The 22,228-nt window shown below is 43.0% G+C and carries 20 protein-coding genes; 1 reads left to right on the top strand and 19 read right to left on the bottom strand.

Features of this window, described 5'->3' with window-relative positions; all coding sequences use genetic code 11:
* Positions 1 to 194 precede the first annotated feature (194 nt).
* Positions 195 to 710, bottom strand: coding sequence for a ribonuclease E activity regulator RraA (rraA, locus tag AOT82_RS13110; RefSeq protein ID WP_071003797.1), 516 nt, complete (start codon positions 708 to 710; stop codon positions 195 to 197).
* 96 nt (positions 711 to 806) lie between these two features.
* Positions 807 to 1,508, bottom strand: coding sequence for an NAD-dependent epimerase/dehydratase family protein (locus AOT82_RS13105; RefSeq protein ID WP_071003513.1), 702 nt, complete (start codon positions 1,506 to 1,508; stop codon positions 807 to 809).
* Positions 1,509 to 1,972: 464 nt separating this feature from the next.
* Here AOT82_RS13105 and rpsT point away from each other — a divergent pair, with 464 nt between their 5' ends.
* On the top strand, positions 1,973 to 2,239 hold the full coding sequence (gene rpsT / locus AOT82_RS13100) for a 30S ribosomal protein S20 (protein WP_071003512.1): 267 nt from the start codon (positions 1,973 to 1,975) through the stop codon (positions 2,237 to 2,239).
* 142 nt (positions 2,240 to 2,381) lie between these two features.
* Here the strand turns inward: rpsT and AOT82_RS13095 are convergent, their stop codons facing one another.
* The 17 genes from AOT82_RS13095 to AOT82_RS13015 form a co-directional block, all read right to left on the bottom strand.
* Positions 2,382 to 3,218 carry a histidine phosphatase family protein gene (locus AOT82_RS13095; protein WP_071003511.1) on the bottom strand — a complete coding sequence of 279 codons (837 nt, stop codon included), beginning with the start codon at positions 3,216 to 3,218 and terminating at the stop codon, positions 2,382 to 2,384.
* Between the two features lie 154 nt (positions 3,219 to 3,372).
* The gene (locus AOT82_RS13090; protein ID WP_071003510.1) at positions 3,373 to 4,170 is read right to left on the bottom strand and encodes a metallophosphoesterase; all 798 of its coding nucleotides are present in this window, start codon (positions 4,168 to 4,170) and stop codon (positions 3,373 to 3,375) included.
* Positions 4,171 to 4,384: 214 nt separating this feature from the next.
* Positions 4,385 to 5,083 (bottom strand): orotidine-5'-phosphate decarboxylase, encoded by a 699-nt coding sequence (pyrF, locus tag AOT82_RS13085; RefSeq protein ID WP_071003509.1) that lies wholly within the window; start codon positions 5,081 to 5,083, stop codon positions 4,385 to 4,387.
* Positions 5,084 to 5,156: 73 nt separating this feature from the next.
* Positions 5,157 to 5,564: a lipopolysaccharide assembly protein LapA domain-containing protein gene (locus AOT82_RS13080; RefSeq protein WP_071003508.1), complete on the bottom strand. Its 408-nt coding sequence runs from the start codon at positions 5,562 to 5,564 to the stop codon at positions 5,157 to 5,159.
* Between the two features lie 57 nt (positions 5,565 to 5,621).
* Entirely contained in the window at positions 5,622 to 5,927 is a 306-nt protein-coding gene (locus AOT82_RS13075; protein ID WP_058024195.1) for an integration host factor subunit beta, read from the bottom strand.
* Positions 5,928 to 6,235: 308 nt separating this feature from the next.
* On the bottom strand, positions 6,236 to 7,924 hold the full coding sequence (rpsA, locus tag AOT82_RS13070; RefSeq protein WP_071003507.1) for a 30S ribosomal protein S1: 1,689 nt from the start codon (positions 7,922 to 7,924) through the stop codon (positions 6,236 to 6,238).
* A 300-nt stretch (positions 7,925 to 8,224) separates the two neighbouring features.
* Entirely contained in the window at positions 8,225 to 8,992 is a 768-nt protein-coding gene (cmk, locus tag AOT82_RS13065; RefSeq protein ID WP_071003506.1) for a (d)CMP kinase, read from the bottom strand.
* 188 nt (positions 8,993 to 9,180) lie between these two features.
* Positions 9,181 to 9,672 (bottom strand): tRNA adenosine(34) deaminase TadA, encoded by a 492-nt coding sequence (gene tadA, locus AOT82_RS13060; protein ID WP_071003796.1) that lies wholly within the window; start codon positions 9,670 to 9,672, stop codon positions 9,181 to 9,183.
* A gap of 81 nt (positions 9,673 to 9,753) precedes the next feature.
* A complete protein-coding gene (locus AOT82_RS13055; protein ID WP_071003505.1) occupies positions 9,754 to 10,491 on the bottom strand; it encodes a uracil-DNA glycosylase in 738 nt (245 codons plus the stop codon).
* Between the two features lie 167 nt (positions 10,492 to 10,658).
* A complete protein-coding gene (gene clpA / locus AOT82_RS13050) occupies positions 10,659 to 13,205 on the bottom strand; it encodes an ATP-dependent Clp protease ATP-binding subunit ClpA (RefSeq protein WP_071003504.1) in 2,547 nt (848 codons plus the stop codon).
* A gap of 627 nt (positions 13,206 to 13,832) precedes the next feature.
* Positions 13,833 to 14,228: an ATP-dependent Clp protease adaptor ClpS gene (locus AOT82_RS13045; RefSeq protein ID WP_083328960.1), complete on the bottom strand. Its 396-nt coding sequence runs from the start codon at positions 14,226 to 14,228 to the stop codon at positions 13,833 to 13,835.
* 157 nt (positions 14,229 to 14,385) lie between these two features.
* Positions 14,386 to 15,135 (bottom strand): hypothetical protein, encoded by a 750-nt coding sequence (locus AOT82_RS13040; RefSeq protein ID WP_223333592.1) that lies wholly within the window; start codon positions 15,133 to 15,135, stop codon positions 14,386 to 14,388.
* 220 nt (positions 15,136 to 15,355) lie between these two features.
* Positions 15,356 to 16,423: an N-acetyl-gamma-glutamyl-phosphate reductase gene (argC, locus tag AOT82_RS13035; protein ID WP_071003502.1), complete on the bottom strand. Its 1,068-nt coding sequence runs from the start codon at positions 16,421 to 16,423 to the stop codon at positions 15,356 to 15,358.
* Positions 16,424 to 16,578: 155 nt separating this feature from the next.
* A complete protein-coding gene (hemE, locus tag AOT82_RS13030) occupies positions 16,579 to 17,715 on the bottom strand; it encodes a uroporphyrinogen decarboxylase (RefSeq protein ID WP_071003501.1) in 1,137 nt (378 codons plus the stop codon).
* 129 nt (positions 17,716 to 17,844) lie between these two features.
* On the bottom strand, positions 17,845 to 19,017 hold the full coding sequence (gene proB / locus AOT82_RS13025) for a glutamate 5-kinase (protein ID WP_071003500.1): 1,173 nt from the start codon (positions 19,015 to 19,017) through the stop codon (positions 17,845 to 17,847).
* A 64-nt stretch (positions 19,018 to 19,081) separates the two neighbouring features.
* Entirely contained in the window at positions 19,082 to 20,284 is a 1,203-nt protein-coding gene (gene cgtA / locus AOT82_RS13020; RefSeq protein ID WP_071003499.1) for an Obg family GTPase CgtA, read from the bottom strand.
* Between the two features lie 289 nt (positions 20,285 to 20,573).
* On the bottom strand, positions 20,574 to 22,016 hold the full coding sequence (locus AOT82_RS13015; protein ID WP_071003498.1) for a glyceraldehyde-3-phosphate dehydrogenase: 1,443 nt from the start codon (positions 22,014 to 22,016) through the stop codon (positions 20,574 to 20,576).
* Positions 22,017 to 22,228: the final 212 nt, after the last annotated feature.

Below are 22,228 nucleotides of genomic sequence, written 5' to 3'. Positions count from 1 at the left end.
CACAGTTAAGGAGTCAGAAAGCTATTATACGAATATTTGAGCAATTACCAAAACTTATGCCGTAACGGTTTGTCACGTAAAAGCTCACTCATTCATGATCGAGGATTGATAACGGTTATTAAGCTTTAACTATCATTACATAAAAAACCCCAACTGATAAGCTGAGGTTCTCATTCACACTGGTTAAACCAAGTTCAAATTAACGGTTTATCACTAGCGATAATGCCATTGTTGTCAGCATAGACAAACATTCCCGAGTTCAATGTCAAATCACCAAAGCGGATTTCGATATCCGTTTGACCTTCATCACGGCGAGTTGATTTGCGCGGGATGCAACCAAGTGCCATCACACCAAGATCCATCGCTGCCATGTCATCAACATCTCGGACACAGCCATATACGATAACACCCGCCCAGCCATTGTCGATGGCCGACTGTGCAATCATATCGCCGAGCAAGGCACAGCGCATAGAGCCGCCACCATCGACGACCAACACCTTACCATCGCCAGCTTTGTCTTTGCCATCACTATTCAATAGTGATTTGACGCGGCTATTGTCTTCAAAGCACTTCACCGTCACGATTTCACCGCAGAATTTATCTTTTGCACCAAAATGACGAAATACCTTACCTTCAATATTTGGTAGACATACTTGCGACTCAGGATTGGCGTCCAGTAAATCACATGTGACAAAGTTCTCTTTATTCATCTCCATCCTTTTTACTCCTTATTATGAGTGATTAAGCTGCTTGATCTTATAATACATGGTCATACTTGGCTGTAGTCTTGACTCAAAAATAATGCTTTATTTTTTCACGCGAGTCATTGCAAGCATCTTCTTATTTTCAATGATCTCTGTATGTTCAATCTGGGGTTCTGTACGGTATTTACGACGATGATAAATGTCATGAGCACTCATCGCCATTGCACTAGCGACGCGCTTAGCCGAGATAGGATGTAATGAGAGTGACTCTGAGACTAAAGGCGAGATAAGCTTAAAAGCTTTTTGACCAATGCTCTCGAGTGGACGCCCTTTATGCTTGCCTAGTAATAACGACGGTCGAAATATCACTAGTTGACCAAAGCCTAGTGCTGTAATAGATTGCTCCGTCTCTGCCTTGACTCGATTGTACAAAAAGCGGCTGTCAATATCGGCATTCATGGATGAAAGTAGAAAAAAGTTTTCTACCCCTTTGTCACGGCATAGCTTAGCAAAGTTAACATTGTAATCATGGTCTATCTTTCGAAAAGCCTCATCACTGCCCGCTTGTTTTTTGGTGGTGCCAAGACAACTAAAGGCATCTGTCGTTCGATCCGCACCAACGCTCGCAAACACTTCAGAGAGGTTATCAAAGTCATTAACCTGATAAAAACGCATGCTGGCATTAATATAACGTGGCGGGCGCCGAGCGATCACAATCAATGTATCATAGAGCTCACTCAGCTGTTTTACCAAATGCTGCCCTACCAATCCTGTTGCGCCAATCACAATTGCTTTTCGCTGCATACCCTATCCACTTATATAACATGAAAGATTCTATATTAATCACAAATGACCTATATCAAGGCCTACCATTAGAATATCATACCTAAGTTCATGAATAACTGACGCTATTATGTATGATATATTGTAAGAGATTTTAACCGCTGTCTATGTCTTTTGGTATCTGACAGGGCATTAGATGCCCTATTGAGTCCACTTCTATAAGTTTACGTTACTTCTTTGGGTATTGATAATCAAATATATTGTCCTTAGCGCAATAATTTGCTAAGATAACCGGCTTTACACGTCAACGCTGTTTAATTATTCCAAACAGTTCTGGCGCTTGCGATGATCTATTAATATTAGATACTTTAATATTAGACATCGACATCATGTTTGACGAGACGGCTGCTCGTCACCGATGATTGTTAAACCCATTATTGCAATCAACATTCATATTTTTATCTGTCTTTATCAAGGAGATACGCGTGGCTAATACTGCACAAGCTCGTAAACGCGCCCGTCAAAACACCAAACGTCGTCAGAACTCTGCGTCACAACGCTCTATGGTTCGTACTTACTTAAAACGTGTTGATGCGGCTATCGAAGCTAAAGATTATGACGCGGCTACCGAAGCTTACAACAGAGCGGTACCAGTTATTGATCGTATGGCTGACAAAGGTATTATTCATAAGAATAAAGCTGCTCGTCGTAAGAGCCGCCTAAACAAAACAATCAAAGGCCTACAAGCTTAAGATTTGTCTTGTCTAGACCGCATGACGCTTTTATAGCGTCATGACTAAAACCTTGCTACTGGTTCTCATACTGGGGCAAGGTTTTTTTATGCCTACTCGATATATATCTAGTGGAGCGTCATTACCATTTTTTGATGAAATCTTATGTCCATTGCACCCCTGGTGGTAATAGCAGTTTACTTGGGTGATACCCTGCTGCACGATATCCATTCAACAATGAACTAATCGGACGTGTATATACTTGACCACGCCAGATAAAATGCGCATTTGCCTGATCAAAAGGTTTATCATCAAACCACAAAAACACCCCTTCCATCATTTTTGGCCAATCATTCCAATCGATCTCTTCCACATCGAACATCACGGCTAAGAATGCAGACAACAAAGTATCATGACTGACAGCCAGCATCAGATGCCCATGCTGTGGCTGGTTTTGATAAAAGAGCGAGAGAATATCAAGGCCACCTTGATAAGCATTTTTGGTGCCTTCAAGATTGCCTTGCAAAAAGCGATTGATAAAATTGAGTACACCAATCTCTTTAAATATTGGGTTCGCTATTTCAGGTTCAGTAACGAGGCTACCAGGCTCAACCAGCAGTGACTGATGCGTAATATCACGCTTTAGACCTGCTCCTTCCTGCATGAGCTTCGCCGTATCAATACAGCGTTTAATGGGGCTTGAGATGCTATCAACATCGAGTGAGTATGGGAGGTGACCTGCTAACCAACGACCCCAAGACTTAGCTAGTACGCGGCCTTTAGGCGTCAGCGGCAACTGATAGCTGGCAAAACCATTGCCGTCAGAACGCTCACGCAAAGAGTGTCTGGTAAATAAAATCAGCCGCTCATTTTCAGGTAATAGTCTGACCGAAGAAATCATACTATCTGGCAGATGTGAAGGCGCAGGCGCACTTGGTGTGTGACTCGCAAGCTTGTCAGCAGAGACTTTTGATAAGGTGCTATTAAGATATTTACTCATAGTAGCAAGCGTAGCAGATTTTTTGATAGGAATGAACAACTGACAAGTCTAGTTGCACTATATCTTGTAAATATCTTGGCATACAAGGAGTGAGCTTGTTTTTAAGAGAACTAAGCGAAGATAAGTAACATGGCTTATCTACATAGATCCTCAACTAACCGATATCAATAACTTTATCCCACGCAAATGCCAACGCCGTACTGCTAATCTCATTAGGATAAGCCCTAGGATTGACAATCACTCGCGTATTACCTATTCGATAATCGAATGCTTCATGGGTATGACCATGCACCCACAAAGTCGGTGCCCAGTCCTCATGCATCCACCCAGACAAATCACTAACAAAGGCAGCATTGCTTGGTAAATTAGCATATTTTTCAGACACCGATAATGCACTGACACTATGATGACTCATGACGACCGTTTTTTTGCCCAGTGCTTTGGCAGTGATTAGTGCTTGCTGCAACCACTGACGATGCTCTGAGTGAATTTGCATGGAAACTTCAGGTGAGAACATCTCTTTACCTGCATATATCTGCTTATAATCACGCATAAAATGCCTAGCAGCAGCCATAGTATCTTCATTGGCATGATATTGATAATCCGTCCACAGTGTGCAACCTAAAATTCGTATATCACCAATATCAATATACTGGCACTGTAAGACACAAACCCCTTTGTTAGAGGCAGCATCATAATTGTCCCAAGTCGCCAACTTTTGGTCAAAACTTAGCACATCTTCGTCAAAATATTCGTGATTACCTGAGATTGTGATCAGAGGAACTTGTAAGCGTGCTGCCTGCTCTTGTAACCACGGCATCCCTCTATCGCTGTTGGCAGTGTCTCCCGCTACTAACACGATATCTGCGTCAGTTTTAGGAATATGCCCAATAGGGCGTGACTGGCGTGCATAACTATCAATATGTAAGTCACTTAGTATTTGTAATTTCATATAATTCAATATCGTCCAATAGTATCATTATCAGCCAATCGGTAACGTTAGCGTATTTTAATAGGCCAGCACTCCTTTTAATAGGCTGCATAATTGGTTGCAGATCAGCCTACTTATAAAACCTCTCAGGTAGTGTAACAGCTTTTTTCTGTCTGAAAAAAGTAAAAAAAGACAGCGATTTAGGCTGTCTTTTTTATTGTATTGCTATTAAAACTTAAATGCTTTGTAATATTCTATTTAGCTTCTCGGCAGGGTTTTTGGCTTGAGTGATTGAGCGTCCAATCACCAAATAATCAGAACCATCTAACAATGCTTGACTTGGCGTACAGATACGCTTTTGATCATCAGCATTGTCGTCTGCTAGTCGAATGCCTGGTGTGACCAATTTAAAATCGTGACCGCATAACGCTTTAAGCGTTTTCGCTTCTTGAGCAGAGCATACTACCCCATCTAACCCAGCTTGCTTGGTCAATTGTGCCAATCGGCTCACCTGTACGTCTAAGCTATCAGTGATACCCGTTTGCATCAATGCGTCACTGTCCATAGAGGTCAATACAGTCACCGCGATGAGTAATGTATCAAGGTTATTATCTATTAAACGCTGTTTTGCCAAAGACATAGCCTCTAGACCTGCACTAGCATGAACATTGACCATCCATACACCAAGCTCGGCAGCAACTAGTACCGCTTGAGCAGTAGTGTTAGGAATATCGTGAAACTTCAGGTCTAAGAATACCTCAAAGTTACGCTGATGCAGTGCCTTTACAATATCGGGACCACAGCGTGTAAATAGCTCTTTACCTACTTTGAGCCGGCATAACGCTGGATCCAATTGATCAGCTAATGCCAACGATGCTTGCAGAGTCATATTGTCTAAAGCAACAATGACGGGAGAGTTAATCATATTATTCATGGTTTTGCCGCATATCAGAATTATTCGAGCACTGTATTTTCAAAATCAACAACCATTTCTATGGCCGAGCAATTTAATCTCGCTTGCGCTTAGACAACGTACCACCTTCATTTAGATGCGTGTCTGTATTGTCTTGCATATCAATCGATCTGGCACCATAGACAGCCTCATCTACGGTTGGCGCATTAGCCTGACGGTCAATCACCACATTGGCTTGATTCAATTGCTCTTGTAGATTTGCATTTGCCTTTTGCAAACGTGAGATTTCCCACTTATTCTGTAGTACGCGGAATATAAGCAATGATAATAGAATACCAATAATGATGCCGAGTATTAGACATAGAATGAGCAGTAGTCCCAAATTCATTGTAGGCGCTTGCGAAAACAGTAAATTGACCCCGACCTCGGTATTATTTGCCAATACCAGACCAAGCGAGTAAGCAAAGCTCAAAAACAGCAATACGAATAATAAAAAGCGCATGAGACAGTTACCTCAGGTTGGAATGATAGTTTTTGGTCAGTCAATCATTAATGAATATTAGCTGTGTGCTACTTTATCATTGACTGCTTCACGTAATGCTTTACCTGGCTTAAAGTGTGGAATCGCTTTGGCAGGAACTGGTACGCTCTCCCCCGTTTTAGGATTGCGTCCGACACGAGCGCGGCGATGATGTAGACAAAAACTGCCAAACCCACGAACCTCGACTCGGCCATCATTGGCTAAAGTATGGGTCATCAAATTTAATATTTCGCGAACGGCGTCATCAACGATGGTATCTGCCATGTTGTCACAATTCGCACTCAAATTACTGATAAATTCGGATTTGTTAATCGCTTGCTGCATTATTACGCTTGCCTTGTTGATTGATGGATAAACTGATAATAAGTCAAAACAGTATTATCAACAGAAACACTAATAGCTCATATCAGAATAGTCTATTTGCACGAGTCATATCGCAACTCTAAATACACTGTCGCTCACATCTCGTTACTCAATGTTGCAAATGATAGCGGATATTGAGGAAAATAGGAATAAGAGTTTCCTTATTTAGCCAAAAATCTTACCTATTAATACAAATATCAAAACTTAATCATAAAAAAAGCGACCGAAGTCGCTTTTTTTATATTACTTTTATATCAATAACTTACAACTTACTGCATTTGCTCTTTGATCAAATCACCAATCGTTTTTGGCTGTGCATCAGAACCTGCAGCGGCAGTTGTGTTCGTGCTACCAAGATCTTTAATCGCTTGACGCTCTTCAGCTTCGTCTTTCGCTTTGATAGACAAGTTGATGTTGCGTGTTTTACGATCAACACTGATGATTTTTGCTTCAACGTCATCACCAACAGACAGATGCTTAGTTGCATCTTCAACGCGGTCACGTTGAATTTCAGAAGCGCGTAGATAAGCTTCAACTTCGTCAGCAAGCTCAATAGTAGCGCCTTTAGCGTCTACTTCTTTCACTTTACCATTAACGATAGCACCGCGGTCATTAGCGACTAGGTATTCGTTAAATGGATCAGAGCTCAACTGCTTAATGCCTAGGCTGATACGGTTAGCTTCTGCATCTACAGACAATACCATTGCTTCAACGGTGTCGCCTTTGTTGTAATTACGGATAGCATCTTCGCCAGTTTCGTTCCAAGAGATATCAGATAAATGAACCAGACCATCGATACCACCGTCTAGACCAATAAAGATACCAAAATCAGTGATTGATTTGATCGTACCAGTGATTTTATCACCGCGCTCATGTTTCTTATCAAACTCATCCCATGGGTTAGCTAGAGTCTGTTTGATACCTAGGCTAATACGACGACGTTCTTCATCGATATCAAGGATCATTACTTCAACTTCATCGCCCACTTGAACTACTTTAGATGGGTGGATGTTTTTGTTGGTGTGATCCATTTCTGATACGTGTACTAGACCTTCGATACCTTCAGAAATCTCAGCGAAACAACCATAATCAGTCAAGTTGGTTACGCGAGCTTTAACAACACTACCCACTGGGTAAGTACCGCTAACGTTGTCCCAAGGATCAGTACCAAGTTGTTTTAGACCTAGGCTTACGCGATTGCGTTCACGGTCAAACTTCAATACTTTAACTTTTAGGTCTTGACCAACTTCAACAACTTCAGATGGATGCTTGATACGGCGCCATGCCATGTCAGTGATGTGCAATAGACCATCGATACCACCTAGATCAACGAACGCGCCGTAATCAGTAAGGTTCTTAACGATACCTTCGATCTCGATGCCTTCTTCAAGCTTGTTCAATAGCTCTTCGCGCTCAGCTGAGTTTTCAGCTTCCATAACTGCACGGCGACTAACAACAACGTTATTACGCTTTTGATCAAGTTTGATGACTTTGAATTCTAGCTCTTTGCCTTCAAGATGCGTTGTATCACGGATAGGACGTACATCTACCAATGAACCTGGTAAGAACGCGCGTACTGAACCGATATCTACAGTGAAACCGCCTTTAACTTTGCTTGAGATGATACCTTTTACGATCTCATCATTGTCAGCGATTTTTTCAAGGAAGTTCCAAGTTTCAACACGCTTAGCTTTTTCACGTGACAGCAAGGTTTGACCCATGCCGTTATCAACCGCTTCAACTACGACATCAACACTATCGCCAACTTCAACTTCAAGTTCGCCTTCTTCGCTTAAAAACTCTTCACGAGCGACGATACCTTCAGATTTTAGACCAGTATCTACTGTGATCCAATCGCTATCGATGGCCACAACAGTACCGTTAATCACCGAGCCACGCTCGATATCTAGGCCTGTTTCTTCGATGCTCGCTTCAAATAGTTCAGCAAATGATTCCATTATGTCTACCTTTGTATAGCCGTATCCTGTCCAGCACAGTACGGATCAAATTTATGATTGCATAAAACGAGAATACTGGTTTTATATCTTATGCAATCATATATAAAAACGTTTGTTGTTAATAAGCGCATATTTAAACTTACTAACAACAATTGTCTTACTTTATTCTATCAAACAAAATTTTATCAACCCAGCCTAATAAATAATTAATCGTTAAAAAACACTAACTTCCAACTATACAATTCTACATTAAAAACAGAGACTATAGGAAATTTTTTAGTACTTAATATGTTGTTTTTATTAACTATTAAAAAACAGCCCTTTATCTTGGCAATGTCTTTTTACTTGCTCGTAAACCGCATCAGCATCGAGCATTGAGCTATCAAGTAACAAAGCATCTGCTGCAGGTTTCGATGGTGCGGTGCTACGGTTCTCATCACGATCATCACGTTCTTTAATCGTCGCCAAAATCGAGTCAAAATCTGCTGCTTGCCCAGCATTAACTAGCTGGGTCACGCGGCGCTCAGCACGCGCTTCCGCGCTCGCCGTCAAATATACTTTCACATCGGCATCTGGGAATACAACGGTTCCCATGTCACGACCATCAGCGACAAGCCCTGAGCGTGTCGCCATATCTTGTTGCAACGTAAGCAGCGCTTGACGAACTGTTGGAAACACCGCGATTTGTGAAGCATAGCCGCCTACGGTCTCGTTACGTACCTGATCACCTACCGCTTGTCCATTCACAATGATGTCTACACGTCCAGAATCATTATTTGGTAAAAACGCTATCTCCAAACTTTTCGTGAGCGCTAGCACTGCCGACTCATCGATTGGATGGCTGGCATCTGCTGTGATCAATCCAGCCTCAAATGCTTTGAGTCCTACGATTCTATACAGCGCCCCAGAGTCTAATAGCTGATAGCCCAACACTTGAGCTAAACGCCATGTGACCGTACCTTTACCAGCGCCACTAGGCCCATCGATACAGATAACCGGATAGCGTGCTGAATGGTGTACACTATCGTTTTTATTGAGTAGATCGTTATCAGATACGGAGACGGTCATAATACTTACTCAATAATAGTTGTTACCCGTATAGCTGTCATACAGTAGCAATGAAGCAATATTTACTGTTATATCAAATGTTTGATAGCAGGCTAAAAAATTCGCTACCAAATAGGGCGATATTATAGCAAAAAATCATTGCTACCACTAGCGCCCAAACTGATATCTTATTTATTAATCATTTTGGATTAAACGCTGTTTTTATTCTGTTTCGCTAATCGCCTACGCTCACGAAAAAACGTCTTTAGCAATTGACTAGTATGCTCACTGCACAATCCTCTATGAACTTGGATATTATGATTATAAAAAGGCTGCATTGATAAGTCCATCTGGCTGCCTACCATGCCAGCACGTGGCTCACTCGTCGCATATACTAGCCTATCAACACGTGCGTGAATGAGCGCGCCAATACACATCGTACAAGGCTCTAGTGTCACGTACAAAGTTGTCTGTAGCGGCAGACGATAATTTTGTAGACGCTGACAGGCCTCTCTTAACGCAACTATCTCAGCATGTGCCGTCGCATCATGGCAGCCAATCGGTTGATTGAACCCTTGACCAATGATCTGCTGATCATGCACCAATATAGCGCCTACTGGCACTTCACCCAGTTTAGCGCCTTGGCTTGCTAGTCTAAGCGCTTCTTGCATCCATTTACCATCTGATAGCGACCAAAACATAAGCTGAGCAAAAGGTATACTTGCTGAGTCGCTCGCCGCTGAAAAATAAGGCGCTAAAGTTGTCTTCATCATATTTAGCATTTATTGCGGTAGCTGCCAGTCAATGGGCGTTCGGCCATACTGCACCAGATAATCATTGGTTTTGGAAAATGGCTTTGTCCCAAAAAATCCACCGCGGTTCGCAGCCAACGGCGAAGGATGCACGGCGGTCAAAATAAGATGTTTGTCGGTATCGATATACTTACCTTTCTTTTGTGCTTTACTGCCCCACAAAATAAATACGGTATGTTCTGTCTGCTCGTTGACCGCGTCAATGACTGCATCGGTAAACTGCTCCCAGCCTTTATTTTGATGACTGTTTGGCTCGCCTTCTCGCACAGTTAGTGAGCTGTTTAGTAGCAAAACACCTTGCTGCGCCCAGTAAGTTAGGTCACCATGTTTTGAGGGTGCGATACCGATGTCATCTGCCATCTCCTTAAGCAAGTTGTTTAATGATGGCGGCTTAGGAATCGCTTTAGGAACAGAGAATGACAATCCCATGGCCTGCCCTGGCCCATGGTAAGGGTCCTGACCTAAAATCACCACTTTAACTTGCGATAAAGGCGTGAGATTAAGCGCATTAAACATCAACGGCGCGGGCGGATAAATGCTATCCCCTGACTGATAAGCTTCTTTCAAAAATGCGCGTAGATTGTCCATATTTTCGGACGTTAACTCATCTGTTAATGCCGCCTTCCAATCCTCTGGCAGACGGACATTGTCTAAAATAGCTTGTTTTTGTTCTGGCGTTTTGGTTGTCTGCTCGTCAAACAGCTCCATGGTATATCCTTTTATATTTATTATGAAATGAATGCTTAGTGATTGGCTTATTTTAAAGACTAATAGTAACAAAAAACCGTATGAGCTTTGTTGATGAATTATAGCAACAAAAAAACGGCTACCGTAATGTTACGATAGCCGTTACTCTTATATTCAAACTAAGTGTTTTAGCTAGCCACTGACTCAGAGTCTGAACGTGGCTCATGAGTCTCGACCACAGTCAAAACAATCCGACTATCCGGTGAACCTTTTTGCGAAGATTTATCTAACTTCACTGTATCATCGTCTTGCGTATTGTCGGCCTTAGGGGATAAAGTCAAATGAACAACGCCCCCATTTACCAAGTCACCGAATAAAATCATACTTGCCAGTGGCTTTTTGATCTCATCCTGAATCAGGCGCTGCATTGGACGTGCACCCATAAGGCGATCGTATCCTTTATCAGCCAGATAATCACGCACATCATCATCAATCTCTAACGTCACTTGCTTATCATCAAGCTGTACTTGTAGCTCAACCAAGAACTTGTCAACAACTGACACAACCACTGACGTATCTAGTGGATTGAACTGAATAATCGCGTCTAGACGATTTCGGAACTCTGGCGTAAAGACGCGCTTGAGCGCCTCAGTGTTGTCGCGGCTATGATCTTGCTGAGTAAAGCCCATAGAAGAGCGACTGATACTATCAGCACCAACGTTGGTTGTCATAATAATGATGACTTGCTTAAAGATAGCAACACGGCCATTGTTATCAGTCAATGTACCATGATCCATCACCTGCAATAGCAAGTTGAAGACATCAGGATGCGCTTTTTCAATCTCATCAAGTAGCAGTACGCAATGCGGATGTTGATTGATCTTTTCAGTCAACAATCCACCTTGATCGTAACCAACGTAGCCCGGAGGCGCACCGATCAGACGTGATGCGGTATGGGCTTCCATGTACTCTGACATATCAAAACGTACCAGCTCTACGCCTAATAGATTAGCCAGCTGACGAGAGACCTCCGTTTTACCCACCCCTGTCGGCCCTGCAAACATAAACGAGCCAATCGGTTTATCTGGTGCTTTTAGTCCTGCACGAGACAGCTTAATTGCATCAGCAAGCGTGGCAATCGCTTCATCTTGACCAAACACTAAGTGCTTAAGATCACGATCCAAGTGCTCAAGAATGCTCTTGTCATCACTCGATACCGACTTGGGCGGAATGCGTGCCAGTTTAGCGATAATGGCTTCGATATCAGCGACATCGATTTTCATCGGTGGCTTTTGCGCTTTAGCAGATTTTAGGCCATCGGCAGACTGAGCACGGTCGTTTGCCTTTGCCGTCTCTGCTTCGTCTTGCATCTCATTATCGCTGTCTGCATCGCTATCGATACCTTCGACATCAGCATCAATCTGTGCATCAAAGTCTTGCTCTAAATCTGCAATAAAGCTCTCTTCAGCTTCAATATCCTCTACATCAGGTACCACACCCAGACGTTTGTACGCACCTGCCTCATCGATCACATCAATGGCTTTATCGGGTAAAAAACGCTCATGAATGTGCTTGGCTGATAACTGTACAGCGGTCACTAATGCCTCATCCGTGTATTCCACATTATGAAACTCTTCGTAGCGAGGCTTGAGGCCACGCAAGATATCGACGGCATCATCTACACTTGGTTCTTTCACATCGATTTTTTGGAAGCGACGTGATAGTGCATGGTCTTTTTCAAACACTTGACGGTACTCAGTAAAGGTCGTTGAACCAATGCAGCGCAGCTCACCATTAGCCAAGGCAGGTTTGATAAGGTTAGATACGTCCATATTGCTGCTCATTGACGAGCCTGCACCAATGATCATATGAATCTCATCAATAAATAAAATAGCATTGGGCTTTTTCTTCAGCGCATCAAGAAGCGATTTCATACGCTTTTCAAAATCACCACGATATTTCGTCCCAGCAATAAGCGAGCCGATATCAAGGCTATAAATCACGCAACCATTAAGTGGCTTGGGTGCTTTGTCGTTGATAATCAACCATGCCAAACCTTCGGCGATAGAGGTTTTACCAACGCCTGGTTCACCGACCAATAACGGATTATTTTTGCGGCGGCGGCATAAAACTTGAGCGGCACGTTCAATTTCAGAAGCGCGGCCAATCAATGGGTCTGTTTCGCCTTCAGCAGCACGCTGATTTAAATTGGTTGCAAACTCAACCAGTGGATCTTTGCTGGTTTTTTCAGACGCACTGCGGCGCTCACCAGTCATAGAAGCACGTTGCTCAGATGGCTCTTCTTTGTCTTGACCATGTGATAAATATTGGGTCAGCTCAAGACGGCTAATACCTTGTTTTTTGAGCAGATAAACGGCATAAGTATCATGCTCTGAGAACATAGAAACCAAAATATCAGAGCCTTCTACCAATCGACCACCGCCTATAGACTGCACATGAAAAATAGCGCGTTGCAAGATGCGATCAAAGCTTTGCGTTGGCTGCGGTGACTGATCTGTATCTGCATCAACAGTTGGCGTGTGCTTATTAATATAAGCTTCAAGCTCAGTACGCAATGCCGATATATTGGCATTACAGGCAGTCAGGGTATTGGCAGCGTGAGTATTTTCTAATAGTGCCAATAATAAATGTTCAACAGTAAGATACTCATGCGATTTTTGGCGCGCAAGCGTCATTGCTAAACGTAGAGAAACTTCAAGATGACGACTTAACATAACAACTTCCTACGGTTATATCTATCTTTATAATTGATAGTTTTATGAATGAGTTAGTAAGTAAATCAGGGCGATAGATCGATTGTTCAAGGGTAAGATTCGTATAATTAAAAAATCATGGATATATCATTTGGACCATAGACTGTGTGACGAATGCTGTAATCTATCTATCAGTTAGCAGTGATTGTGATAATTCATAGTCGCTTTTCTTTATATCAACACGATACTTCGACAGAGTCAATCTATTAACGCAGACTAAAGTGTATCAAAGCATACTACGAGTACATAACGAAGAATGTGAGAGCGACGAGAAGCTTAAAGAGCTAATGTGGATAAAAAATAAGTAGATGAACGAGGATATTAATAACGAGTGATCGAAAGGTTGTAAAAATTATTAAGAAGCCTAGTTAGTATATAAGGATATATTACAATAAAATCAAGACTATAAGAGCGATATAATCACTGACATGCTTAATCAAATATGGGTATCTAAAGCGAGGCTGTAAAAATAGATGGCTTAGCTCACTTTAAAAGTGAGCTGCTATAACAACTGGATGAGAACAAAAAACGATTAGTTATGGCAATGAGAGCTGATGTAAGAATAAGATATAGTGTCTTGCTATCCTTTTACTCGCCTTGATGTGGCTCAATTTGGGTTAATAGTGGATAGCCCTCACGATGTGCCAGACTATTTACTTTTTTGGCCTTCGTCTCAGCGATGTCTTTAGGATAGATGCCCGCAATACCTTTGCTACTATTGTGAATCGTTAGCATAATTTCAACCGCAGAGTCCATACTATGGCGGAACTCTGACTGCAAAATATAGACGACAAACTCCATTGGCGTGTAATTGTCATTATACATAACCACCGCATACATAGGCGGTTTAGCAATTTCTGGCTCAGCAACCAGCACATCTGCTTGCGGTGACGTTTCACCTTCTGTGTCACCGTCCTGTGCGCGATGGGCAGGCATATTTGGAAAATGCCAATCAGCAACCGTTGGCGTAGCTTGTAATATCATTTTTTTCATCATAATCAAAGTATAATTATAAGGTAAGTTTGGAATAAGAGAGGTTAGCTAGGCAGGCGATGAAACATCAAGCACTATGACTATATATAGACATGGTGCTTTGTTTTCAACTATATCATCGCTGTTTGGTATTTATTAAGACTTGTATCTAGGGAACAATCGGGCTTTCATCAACTTCTGGCAAGTCTAAAAGTGATGGTAGCATGTTATCAACCTTATCACCGAGCTTCCAATCGTACAATTGCTCTACTGTTTGGCCACCTGCTTGCAAGCTTAGTTTTGCTTGTAAAGGTTTAAAACCTGAGGGCATCATAAAACGACCGCGTATACGAACAATACCTTCGATCGCATAGCTTGCAGGATCTAAGGGCACTTCTACAAGGTCATCATTATTGAGTAACGTCAAGGTTGGCTGGAGTCGTTTGGCTTGACCGTCGCTACTGAGCATACCAATATCAAAACCATACTCAAAAGCATTTTCGGGCAACGGCTCAATCTTAGCGCCCAATATTTGTAGCGGCATGCCACCTTTCTCAGCAATCACATCAGCATATATCTCATTAAGCTGTGAGACCTGCCTGTTTTCTACCGTCAGAGCTTGTTGATTTTCACGCAACTCTTTTAGATTTGCGAGACTTATGGCCAGCTCTTGCTTGGCTGTCGCGGCTTGATTGGTCGCGATTTTATTACTAAGACGCAAATCTTCTAGCGCTTTTGTCGCTTCTGTACCATCGATAATCGCTTGCTGAGCTTGCGTTTCCATCGAATGAAAACCACGCTGATAGCCCAGCTTATGTCCGAATAGCAATCCAGCCACGGCAGTCACTAATATCACTACTACAAATAAAGCCAATACTAATGTAGACGCGCCTCGTTGAGTGCTACCGATATCACTCATAAAGCCATTACTATTTTTATCGGAATGCGTCTTGCACGCCAAGCCATATAGAACAGAATCTTGACACGATAGACGTGATGACTTTAAAAAAAAGCGTCGTTCAAGTTTAACACGCATTTAGATGGTATCTCTTAAGAGTAAAGGCAAGTTATTATAGCGGAATTTATAATCAATACCTAGTACCATAAATATGAATGACTTAGCGACAAAAAAGCCAGCATTAAGGTACGATAGGTGCAAAATTGAGTCCCATCGACTCATCAAAGCCGAACATCACATTCATATTCTGGACAGCTTGCCCTGCGGCACCTTTTACCAAATTGTCTTGCACCACAATGACCGTCAGCTCAGCACGCTCGTTGTCTTGATGTACTGCGATACGTAGACGATTACTAGCACGCACACTGCGCGTGTCTGGATAAACACCTTTTGGCATGACATCAACAAAACCTTCTGATGCATAGCTGTCCTCAAACACTTGCTGCCAATCGATAGCCGCACCTGCGTCAGTCAGCTCCATGTGAATTGAGCTCAGCATACCGCGTATCATAGGCACTAAGTGCGGTAAAAAGCGAATGCGATGTGTAAACTGACTGTCTAGTAACTGCGCCACACCCTGCTCAATCTCTGGCAAGTGGCGATGACCTTCAACGCTATAGGCTTTAAAATTATCCGTTGTTTCCGCATAATTAAGTGCCAGTGACGCTTGACGACCAGCACCTGATACACCAGATTTGGCATCGATGACAATGCGAGATTCAACCAGTCTTTCTGCTTGCTCATTTTGTGCTTCGATAACAGGTTTTAAACCCAAAATCGCAGTAGTCGGATAGCAGCCAGGGTTACCGACCAATAAAGCGCTGGCAAGCTTATCACGATTGATTTCAGGCAAACCGTAAACTGCTGTCTTCAACAGCTCAGGGCAAGCATGAGATTGTTTGTACCAGTGCTCAAACTCCGTCAATGATTGCAGGCGAAAATCAGCTGCCAAATCGATGACTTTTACGCCAGCTTGGGTCAGCGCTTCTGCTTGCTTCATCGCAACACCATGCGGCGTCGCAAAAAATACAACATCACATTTTTGCAATGCCCCAAGCGTATTGTCACCTAAGTCACTGAAAACAATATCTGAGATACCGCGTAAGCTTGGGAAGATTTCATCAGCGCGAGTGCCAGCTTCGCTACGCGAGGTTAGCAAATCAATAGACACTTCAGGGTGAGCAGATAGTAAGCGAATAAGCTCAATACCTGTGTAACCTGTACCACCGACAATCGCTGCTGAAATCATAAATTATCCTTATTCTTAGTAAGCACTCATTATATCTAATAAATTCTATATTTTTATCTAGCTTACAAAGCCATATAGACATGAAACCAGTCTGTCAATCCTAACGTCTCTGAATATTATGGCTTTGAATACCATAGCTTTGAATACCGTGGCTTTTAGATCTTGTAGTCATGTACCGCATCAACAAACACTTTGGCATTGTCAGGATTCACCCACTGGGTAATACCATGACCTAAGTTTGCAATGTAGCCAGTTTTTTCGCCATTAGCATAGGCGCGATCAAGCATCGCATTCACTTCAGAGCGGATAGTGGCGGGTGATCCGTATAACGTTGCCGGATCTAAATTGCCTTGAATGGCTTTACTGCTTTGTAGCTTCTTATGCTTTTTGGTTAACTCGCGCTGACTCTCAGTCAGTACTTGACGCGCGCGGTCAAGCGGCATCGTCCAGTCTAGACCTAAAGCGTCAGCTTCGCTATCAGCCTGAATATCAAGCCATAATCCGCCACCTTTGGTAAATAATACCACTGGTACTTGTGGATGGCGTTGCTTTAGTTCAGCCACGATACGCTTGTTGTAATTGTGCGAAAACTCGATAAATTGACGATGACCAAGCGCCCCGCCCCAACTGTCAAATATTTGTACGATCTGAGCTCCGGCCACAATTTGTGCATCGAGATAGTCAATGACCGAAGTCACAAGCTTATCTAATAACTGATGTAAAAAGCTGGGATCGCTATACAAAAAGCCTTTGGTATAACGATAATCCTTTGAACTACCCCCTTCTATCATATACGTCGCGAGCGTCCATGGACTACCAGAAAACCCAAATAAAGGCACTTGACCATTTAGCGCTTTGCGAATGCTGGTCACGGCGCGCATTACATAGTCAAGAGAATCATTAGGCTCAAGTAATGGCAATCTATCAAGATCAGCCTGCTTGCGAATTGGATGCTTAAACTTAGGACCTTCGCCAGTCTCAAAATACAAACCCAATCCCATGGCATCAGGAATGGTCAAAATGTCACTAAATAAGATCGCGGCATCTAAGTCATAACGACGTAACGGTTGGAGCGTCACTTCAGTAGCACGTTCTGTATCTTTGCACAGGCTCATAAAGTCGCCGGCTTCAGCACGAGTGGCTTTGTACTCTGGTAAGTAACGACCAGCTTGGCGCATCATCCAAACTGGCGTGGTATCGATGGGCTCAAAGCGTAATGCACGTAGCAGCCTGTCATTTTTTAGTGGTGCAAATTGCTGCTGAATCGAGTCACTCTTGTCTGAAGCACTCATGTACAAATCTCCAAAACAACATAGTATCCATATTTATAAATAGATACTGTGCTGAATAAAATAGGTTGAATAAAATAACAATAAATATTTATAAGCTATAAAAAACAGCCGTGCTATATCATGAATACGTTATACAGTTATCGCAAGATTGTCACGATGCACCATCACCACACGGTCTTCGTTACCACCAAAGATTTTGTCAAACTTCTCTGTACGCTCACGGGCAACACGGTGCGCCTCATGCGATGAGAAGTTTACCTGACCAACGGCTATGCGCTCACCAGTGTCTTGATGAACAATTTCTACCACATCACCTTCATCAAAGCCGCCACGAACTTCTACAACGCCTACTGGCAGTAAGCTTCTGTTATGTTCAGTCAATGCTTTTGCGGCACCTGCATCAACGACCAAGCTACCTGACATACGCAAATGCGCAGCAAGCCATTGTTTCCGAGCGATGATTTTATCTTCTTCGTTGGTGGTCAATAATGTACCGACTGCCTCACCTGAGACAACACGAGTGATCACATCATCGATAGCACCGCTCACAATAACGGTTGGGCAACCACCCATTGCTGCAAGACGACCAGCACGAATTTTAGTTAACATACCACCGCGCCCAAGCTTGCCACCGTCACCTGCAATATCAAATAAATAATCAGCCATGGCACGTTCTTGACGAATCATCTTGGCATCAGGATTGTCACGTGGGTTATCAGTGAACACGCCTTCTTGATCGGTTAAGATGATGTACAAATCTGCATTAACCATCGCGGCTGCCATCGCACCCAACGTGTCATTATCGCCAAATTTAATCTCATCAATAGTAATGGTGTCATTTTCGTTAATGACCGGTAGCACGCGCCATTCTAATAGTTGCGTGAGCGCGCCTGTAGTATTGAGATAACGGCTACGATTGGACAAGTCATCATGAGTCAATAAGAGCTGTGAGCTTTGAATTCCATGCTGAATCAGTGCTGACCACCATGTTTCAATCAGTCCCATTTGGCCAATAGAAGCGCAGGCTTGTAATGCTGCCAGTTTTTTAGGGCGTTCCTCAAGGTCCATACGTACCACACCTTCAGCAACGGCACCTGACGATACCAGCAGCACTTCAACACCTTTTTTGTGCAGCTTAGCAATCTGCTTTGCCCACTCATATATGGCAGTACGATCCAACCCTCGACCATTATTTGTCAATAATGATGAGCCAATCTTGACAATAACGCGCTGAATATCAAAGTTGCGAGATTGTTTAACAAATCTTGCTTCTTCGGTCGTGTTTGCTATGTCATCTGCCATATAAACTCCTTTTTTTCATATCAATTGATTGTAGGGATTAAATTCACAATTCAAGTATAACCGCTTAAGGAACGTACATTACCTCAACACCATCGTCGTCATCATCCAAATCGGACAAATCTAAGCCTTCACGCGCGGCTTTACGAGCTGCACGATATGCTTCACGCTGTGCTTCAGTGTTTAGACGCACTTCGGCTTCTAAACGCTCAAAACGTTCTTTTTGTGCTTCAGCGAATATAGGATCTTCTATTTCACGCTCGCGCTCAAGTTCAATATCATTCATTAAATGATATTTTACTGCATCAACACCTTCACCAGTCAGCGTTGCTGTACGGAAAACCATACCTGTCCAACCAAGCTCTGCCACGATGTGTGTACAAAGCGCGTTCAAGTCTTCATCATTGACCTGATCGATTTTGTTCAATACCAAAATTTGCGGTAAGTTGGCCAATTCAGGTGAAAAACGCTCAAGCTCATTTAGGATAACGCGGGCGTTCTCGACCGGGTCGCTACCATCAACAGGCTTGACATCAACTAAGTGTAACAGACGACGGGTACGAGCCACGTGCTTTAAAAAGCGAATACCAAGTCCTGCGCCTTCTGATGCGCCTTCAATAAGACCAGGGATATCTGCCATCACGAACGAACGATGACGACCAATATCGACCACACCCAAGTTTGGTACTAGCGTGGTAAAGGGATAATCCGCCACTTTTGGTCTAGCAGCAGAGACTTGACGGATAAAGGTCGATTTACCAGCATTAGGCAAACCAATCAAGCCAACATCAGCCACAACTTTTAGCTCAAACTTAAGAACTTTTAACTCACCCTCAAAACCAGACGTGGCTTTACGCGGTGCTTGGTTGGTCGAGCTTTTGAAATGGGTATTGCCCAGACCACCATCGCCGCCCTTAGCGACCAATAGCGTCTGGCCAATCTCAATCAAATCACCGAGTACTTCATCAGTCTCGGTATCCACGACCGTCGTACCGACCGGCACAGGCAGATAAATATCCTCTGAGCCTTTACCTGAACAGTTTTTACTTTGTCCATTTTCACCGCGTTTTGCATCATAGCGGCGCGTATAGCGATAGTCCACTAGGGTGTTGGTGTTGTCCTCTGCAATGACATAGACGTCACCGCCCTTACCGCCATCGCCACCATCCGGTCCACCACGTGGCACATATTTTTCTCGGCGAAAACTGGCGATTCCGTTACCACCGTCACCTGCTTTTACCGTTACGACGGCTTCATCAATAAATCGCATCTTACGTTCCTTAATTCACAATCCAGTCGATAAACTGGTGACAACCAGCGGTTGTATTTTGAGGTTTTGCTATATCGTTCTGACAAAATGAGCAATCTATAGAAGCTATGTTACGTCATGCCCATTATGACAATAACACCCGATAATCAATCGGACTATCGGGTGTTTAAGTATGACAGTTAAAGTGATACCAAGCTATGCAAAGTAGAGTCTATTGCAGCATAATCTTTAAAGTGACCATGCTTTGAGAGGCTTAGTATAACGTTATTGCGCTACTGTATTTAGTAATCTATGCTGGAATCTGAGCGTAGCTGATTCCTGCCATCTGCGTCGCCAAACGCAATACCTGAGTACTATAACCGACTTCATTATCATACCAAACATAAACAATAGCTTGGTTGTCAGTCAAAATAGTCGCTTGGGCATCAACGATACCAACATGGGTGGTACCTACAAAGTCAGTAGATACCGCTTCTGTAGAATCGGTATAAGCAATTTGCGACTGCCACGTGCTGCTGTTAGCAATCTTACGCAAGAACTCATTCAGCGCATCAGCGCTTGCTGGTGCGGTCTTTAGATTCAAGTTCAAGATTGCTAGGCTGACATTTGGTGTCGGTACACGGATAGCATTACCCGTTAGCTTACCGTTCAATTCTGGTAATGCTTTACCAACGGCTTTTGCAGCACCAGTACTAGTGATAACCATGTTCATCACCGCACTACGACCACGGCGGTCTGCTTTGTGATAGTTATCAACCAAGTTCTGATCATTGGTAAATGAGTGAATAGTCTCTACATGACCGTTTACGATACCGTATTCGTCGTTTAGTACATTTAACGTCGGTGTAATGGCATTGGTCGTACAACTCGCAGCACTCACGATTGTGTCATCACCAACGGTGTCGTTATTCACACCATAAACGACGTTTTTGATATCGCCACCAGCAGGTGCTGTTAGGAGTACTTTTTTCACGCCAGTAGACTGTAGGTGCTTACCAAGGCCCGCTTCGTCTTTCCAAATACCGGTGTTATCGATAACTAGCGCATTGTCAATACCATAAGCAGTATAATCGATTTCGCTTGGGTCTTTGGCATAGATGACTTGTACGAAACGACCATTAACGATCATGCCGTTATTGTCTTCATCGATACTGATGCCACCTAAGAATCTACCATGGATTGAGTCGCGCTCAAGCAATGAGATACGCTTAGCCAAGTCACCAGCAGCGGCTGGACGTACCACGATTGCCTTTAGCTGCAAACCTTTTGCGCTTGATGCTTGTGACAATAACAGACGAGTCAAAATACGACCGATACGACCAAAACCATACAGTACAACGTCCGTTGCGCCATTCACGGCACCAGCGTTGTTGATAGACTGTAGAGCGACTTGTACATCAGTACCATTAGCAATCAATTGGCCAACGTCGATACGAGTCGCTTGAATCTCTTTGTTTTCGGCGATGACTTTTACCATTGCCAACGTGTCAGCGATATCAATGGCTTTAGCACCGTTATCACGTAATGCTGCTTTTTGATGTAGCGCAATTATTTGACCAACTGAAGTAGCGTCTAGCGTTTCGCCAAACAAAGTCACTTGTACGTCTTGCTCATTATAGAGCTTGCTCAATAGCCCCATCAGCTCAATGGCTTGTTGCTCTTGATTGTTGTAGTTTTTTAAGTGGTCTTGATGTAATTGGCGTAAGGTATCAGCGTTGCTCACGAGAAACATCCTTATGGTCAGTAATGTATGATCGATAAAATATGAAGAGATATAAATAAGATAGGTCGCGTATGCTCTAGGTGGTGACTGTAATAGGATAATCGACCACTATCAATATCAGTTCTTGACGTCAGAGTATTCAAATCGCCTAGATTTTAGCCTAAAATGCCTCATTTTGCCAGTAATAACCGATTAGCTAGTGTGCATAATAGGTTTTGTCG

Source organism: Psychrobacter sp. AntiMn-1 (genome assembly GCF_001854065.1).
GTDB classification, from domain to species: domain Bacteria; phylum Pseudomonadota; class Gammaproteobacteria; order Pseudomonadales; family Moraxellaceae; genus Psychrobacter; species Psychrobacter pacificensis.
The sequence above is the reverse complement of the archived record's forward strand: the minus strand, read 5'-3'. Positions and strand labels throughout refer to the sequence as shown.

Bases quoted from the DNA above. Each gene is read 5' to 3' on its own strand.
- argC (WP_071003502.1), bottom strand. From the start codon at position 16,423: ATGATTTCAGCAGCGATTGTCGGTGGTACAGGTTACACAGGTATTGAG.
- AOT82_RS13105 (WP_071003513.1), bottom strand. From the start codon at position 1,508: ATGCAGCGAAAAGCAATTGTGATTGGCGCAACAGGATTGGTAGGGCAG.
- AOT82_RS13040 (WP_223333592.1), bottom strand. From the start codon at position 15,135: ATGAGTGATATCGGTAGCACTCAACGAGGCGCGTCTACATTAGTATTG.
- cmk (WP_071003506.1), bottom strand. From the start codon at position 8,992: ATGACCGTCTCCGTATCTGATAACGATCTACTCAATAAAAACGATAGT.
- tadA (WP_071003796.1), bottom strand. From the start codon at position 9,672: ATGTTTTGGTCGCTATCAGATGGTAAATGGATGCAAGAAGCGCTTAGA.
- cgtA (WP_071003499.1), bottom strand. From the start codon at position 20,284: ATGCGATTTATTGATGAAGCCGTCGTAACGGTAAAAGCAGGTGACGGT.
- AOT82_RS13015 (WP_071003498.1), bottom strand. From the start codon at position 22,016: ATGTTTCTCGTGAGCAACGCTGATACCTTACGCCAATTACATCAAGAC.
- AOT82_RS13045 (WP_083328960.1), bottom strand. From the start codon at position 14,228: ATGATATTACAAGCTACGCCAACGGTTGCTGATTGGCATTTTCCAAAT.
- clpA (WP_071003504.1), bottom strand. From the start codon at position 13,205: ATGTTAAGTCGTCATCTTGAAGTTTCTCTACGTTTAGCAATGACGCTT.
- hemE (WP_071003501.1), bottom strand. From the start codon at position 17,715: ATGAGTGCTTCAGACAAGAGTGACTCGATTCAGCAGCAATTTGCACCA.
- AOT82_RS13075 (WP_058024195.1), bottom strand. From the start codon at position 5,927: ATGCAGCAAGCGATTAACAAATCCGAATTTATCAGTAATTTGAGTGCG.
- AOT82_RS13090 (WP_071003510.1), bottom strand. From the start codon at position 4,170: ATGAAATTACAAATACTAAGTGACTTACATATTGATAGTTATGCACGC.
- AOT82_RS13095 (WP_071003511.1), bottom strand. From the start codon at position 3,218: ATGAGTAAATATCTTAATAGCACCTTATCAAAAGTCTCTGCTGACAAG.
- proB (WP_071003500.1), bottom strand. From the start codon at position 19,017: ATGGCAGATGACATAGCAAACACGACCGAAGAAGCAAGATTTGTTAAA.
- AOT82_RS13080 (WP_071003508.1), bottom strand. From the start codon at position 5,564: ATGCGCTTTTTATTATTCGTATTGCTGTTTTTGAGCTTTGCTTACTCG.
- pyrF (WP_071003509.1), bottom strand. From the start codon at position 5,083: ATGAATAATATGATTAACTCTCCCGTCATTGTTGCTTTAGACAATATG.
- rraA (WP_071003797.1), bottom strand. From the start codon at position 710: ATGAATAAAGAGAACTTTGTCACATGTGATTTACTGGACGCCAATCCT.
- rpsA (WP_071003507.1), bottom strand. From the start codon at position 7,924: ATGGAATCATTTGCTGAACTATTTGAAGCGAGCATCGAAGAAACAGGC.
- AOT82_RS13055 (WP_071003505.1), bottom strand. From the start codon at position 10,491: ATGGAGCTGTTTGACGAGCAGACAACCAAAACGCCAGAACAAAAACAA.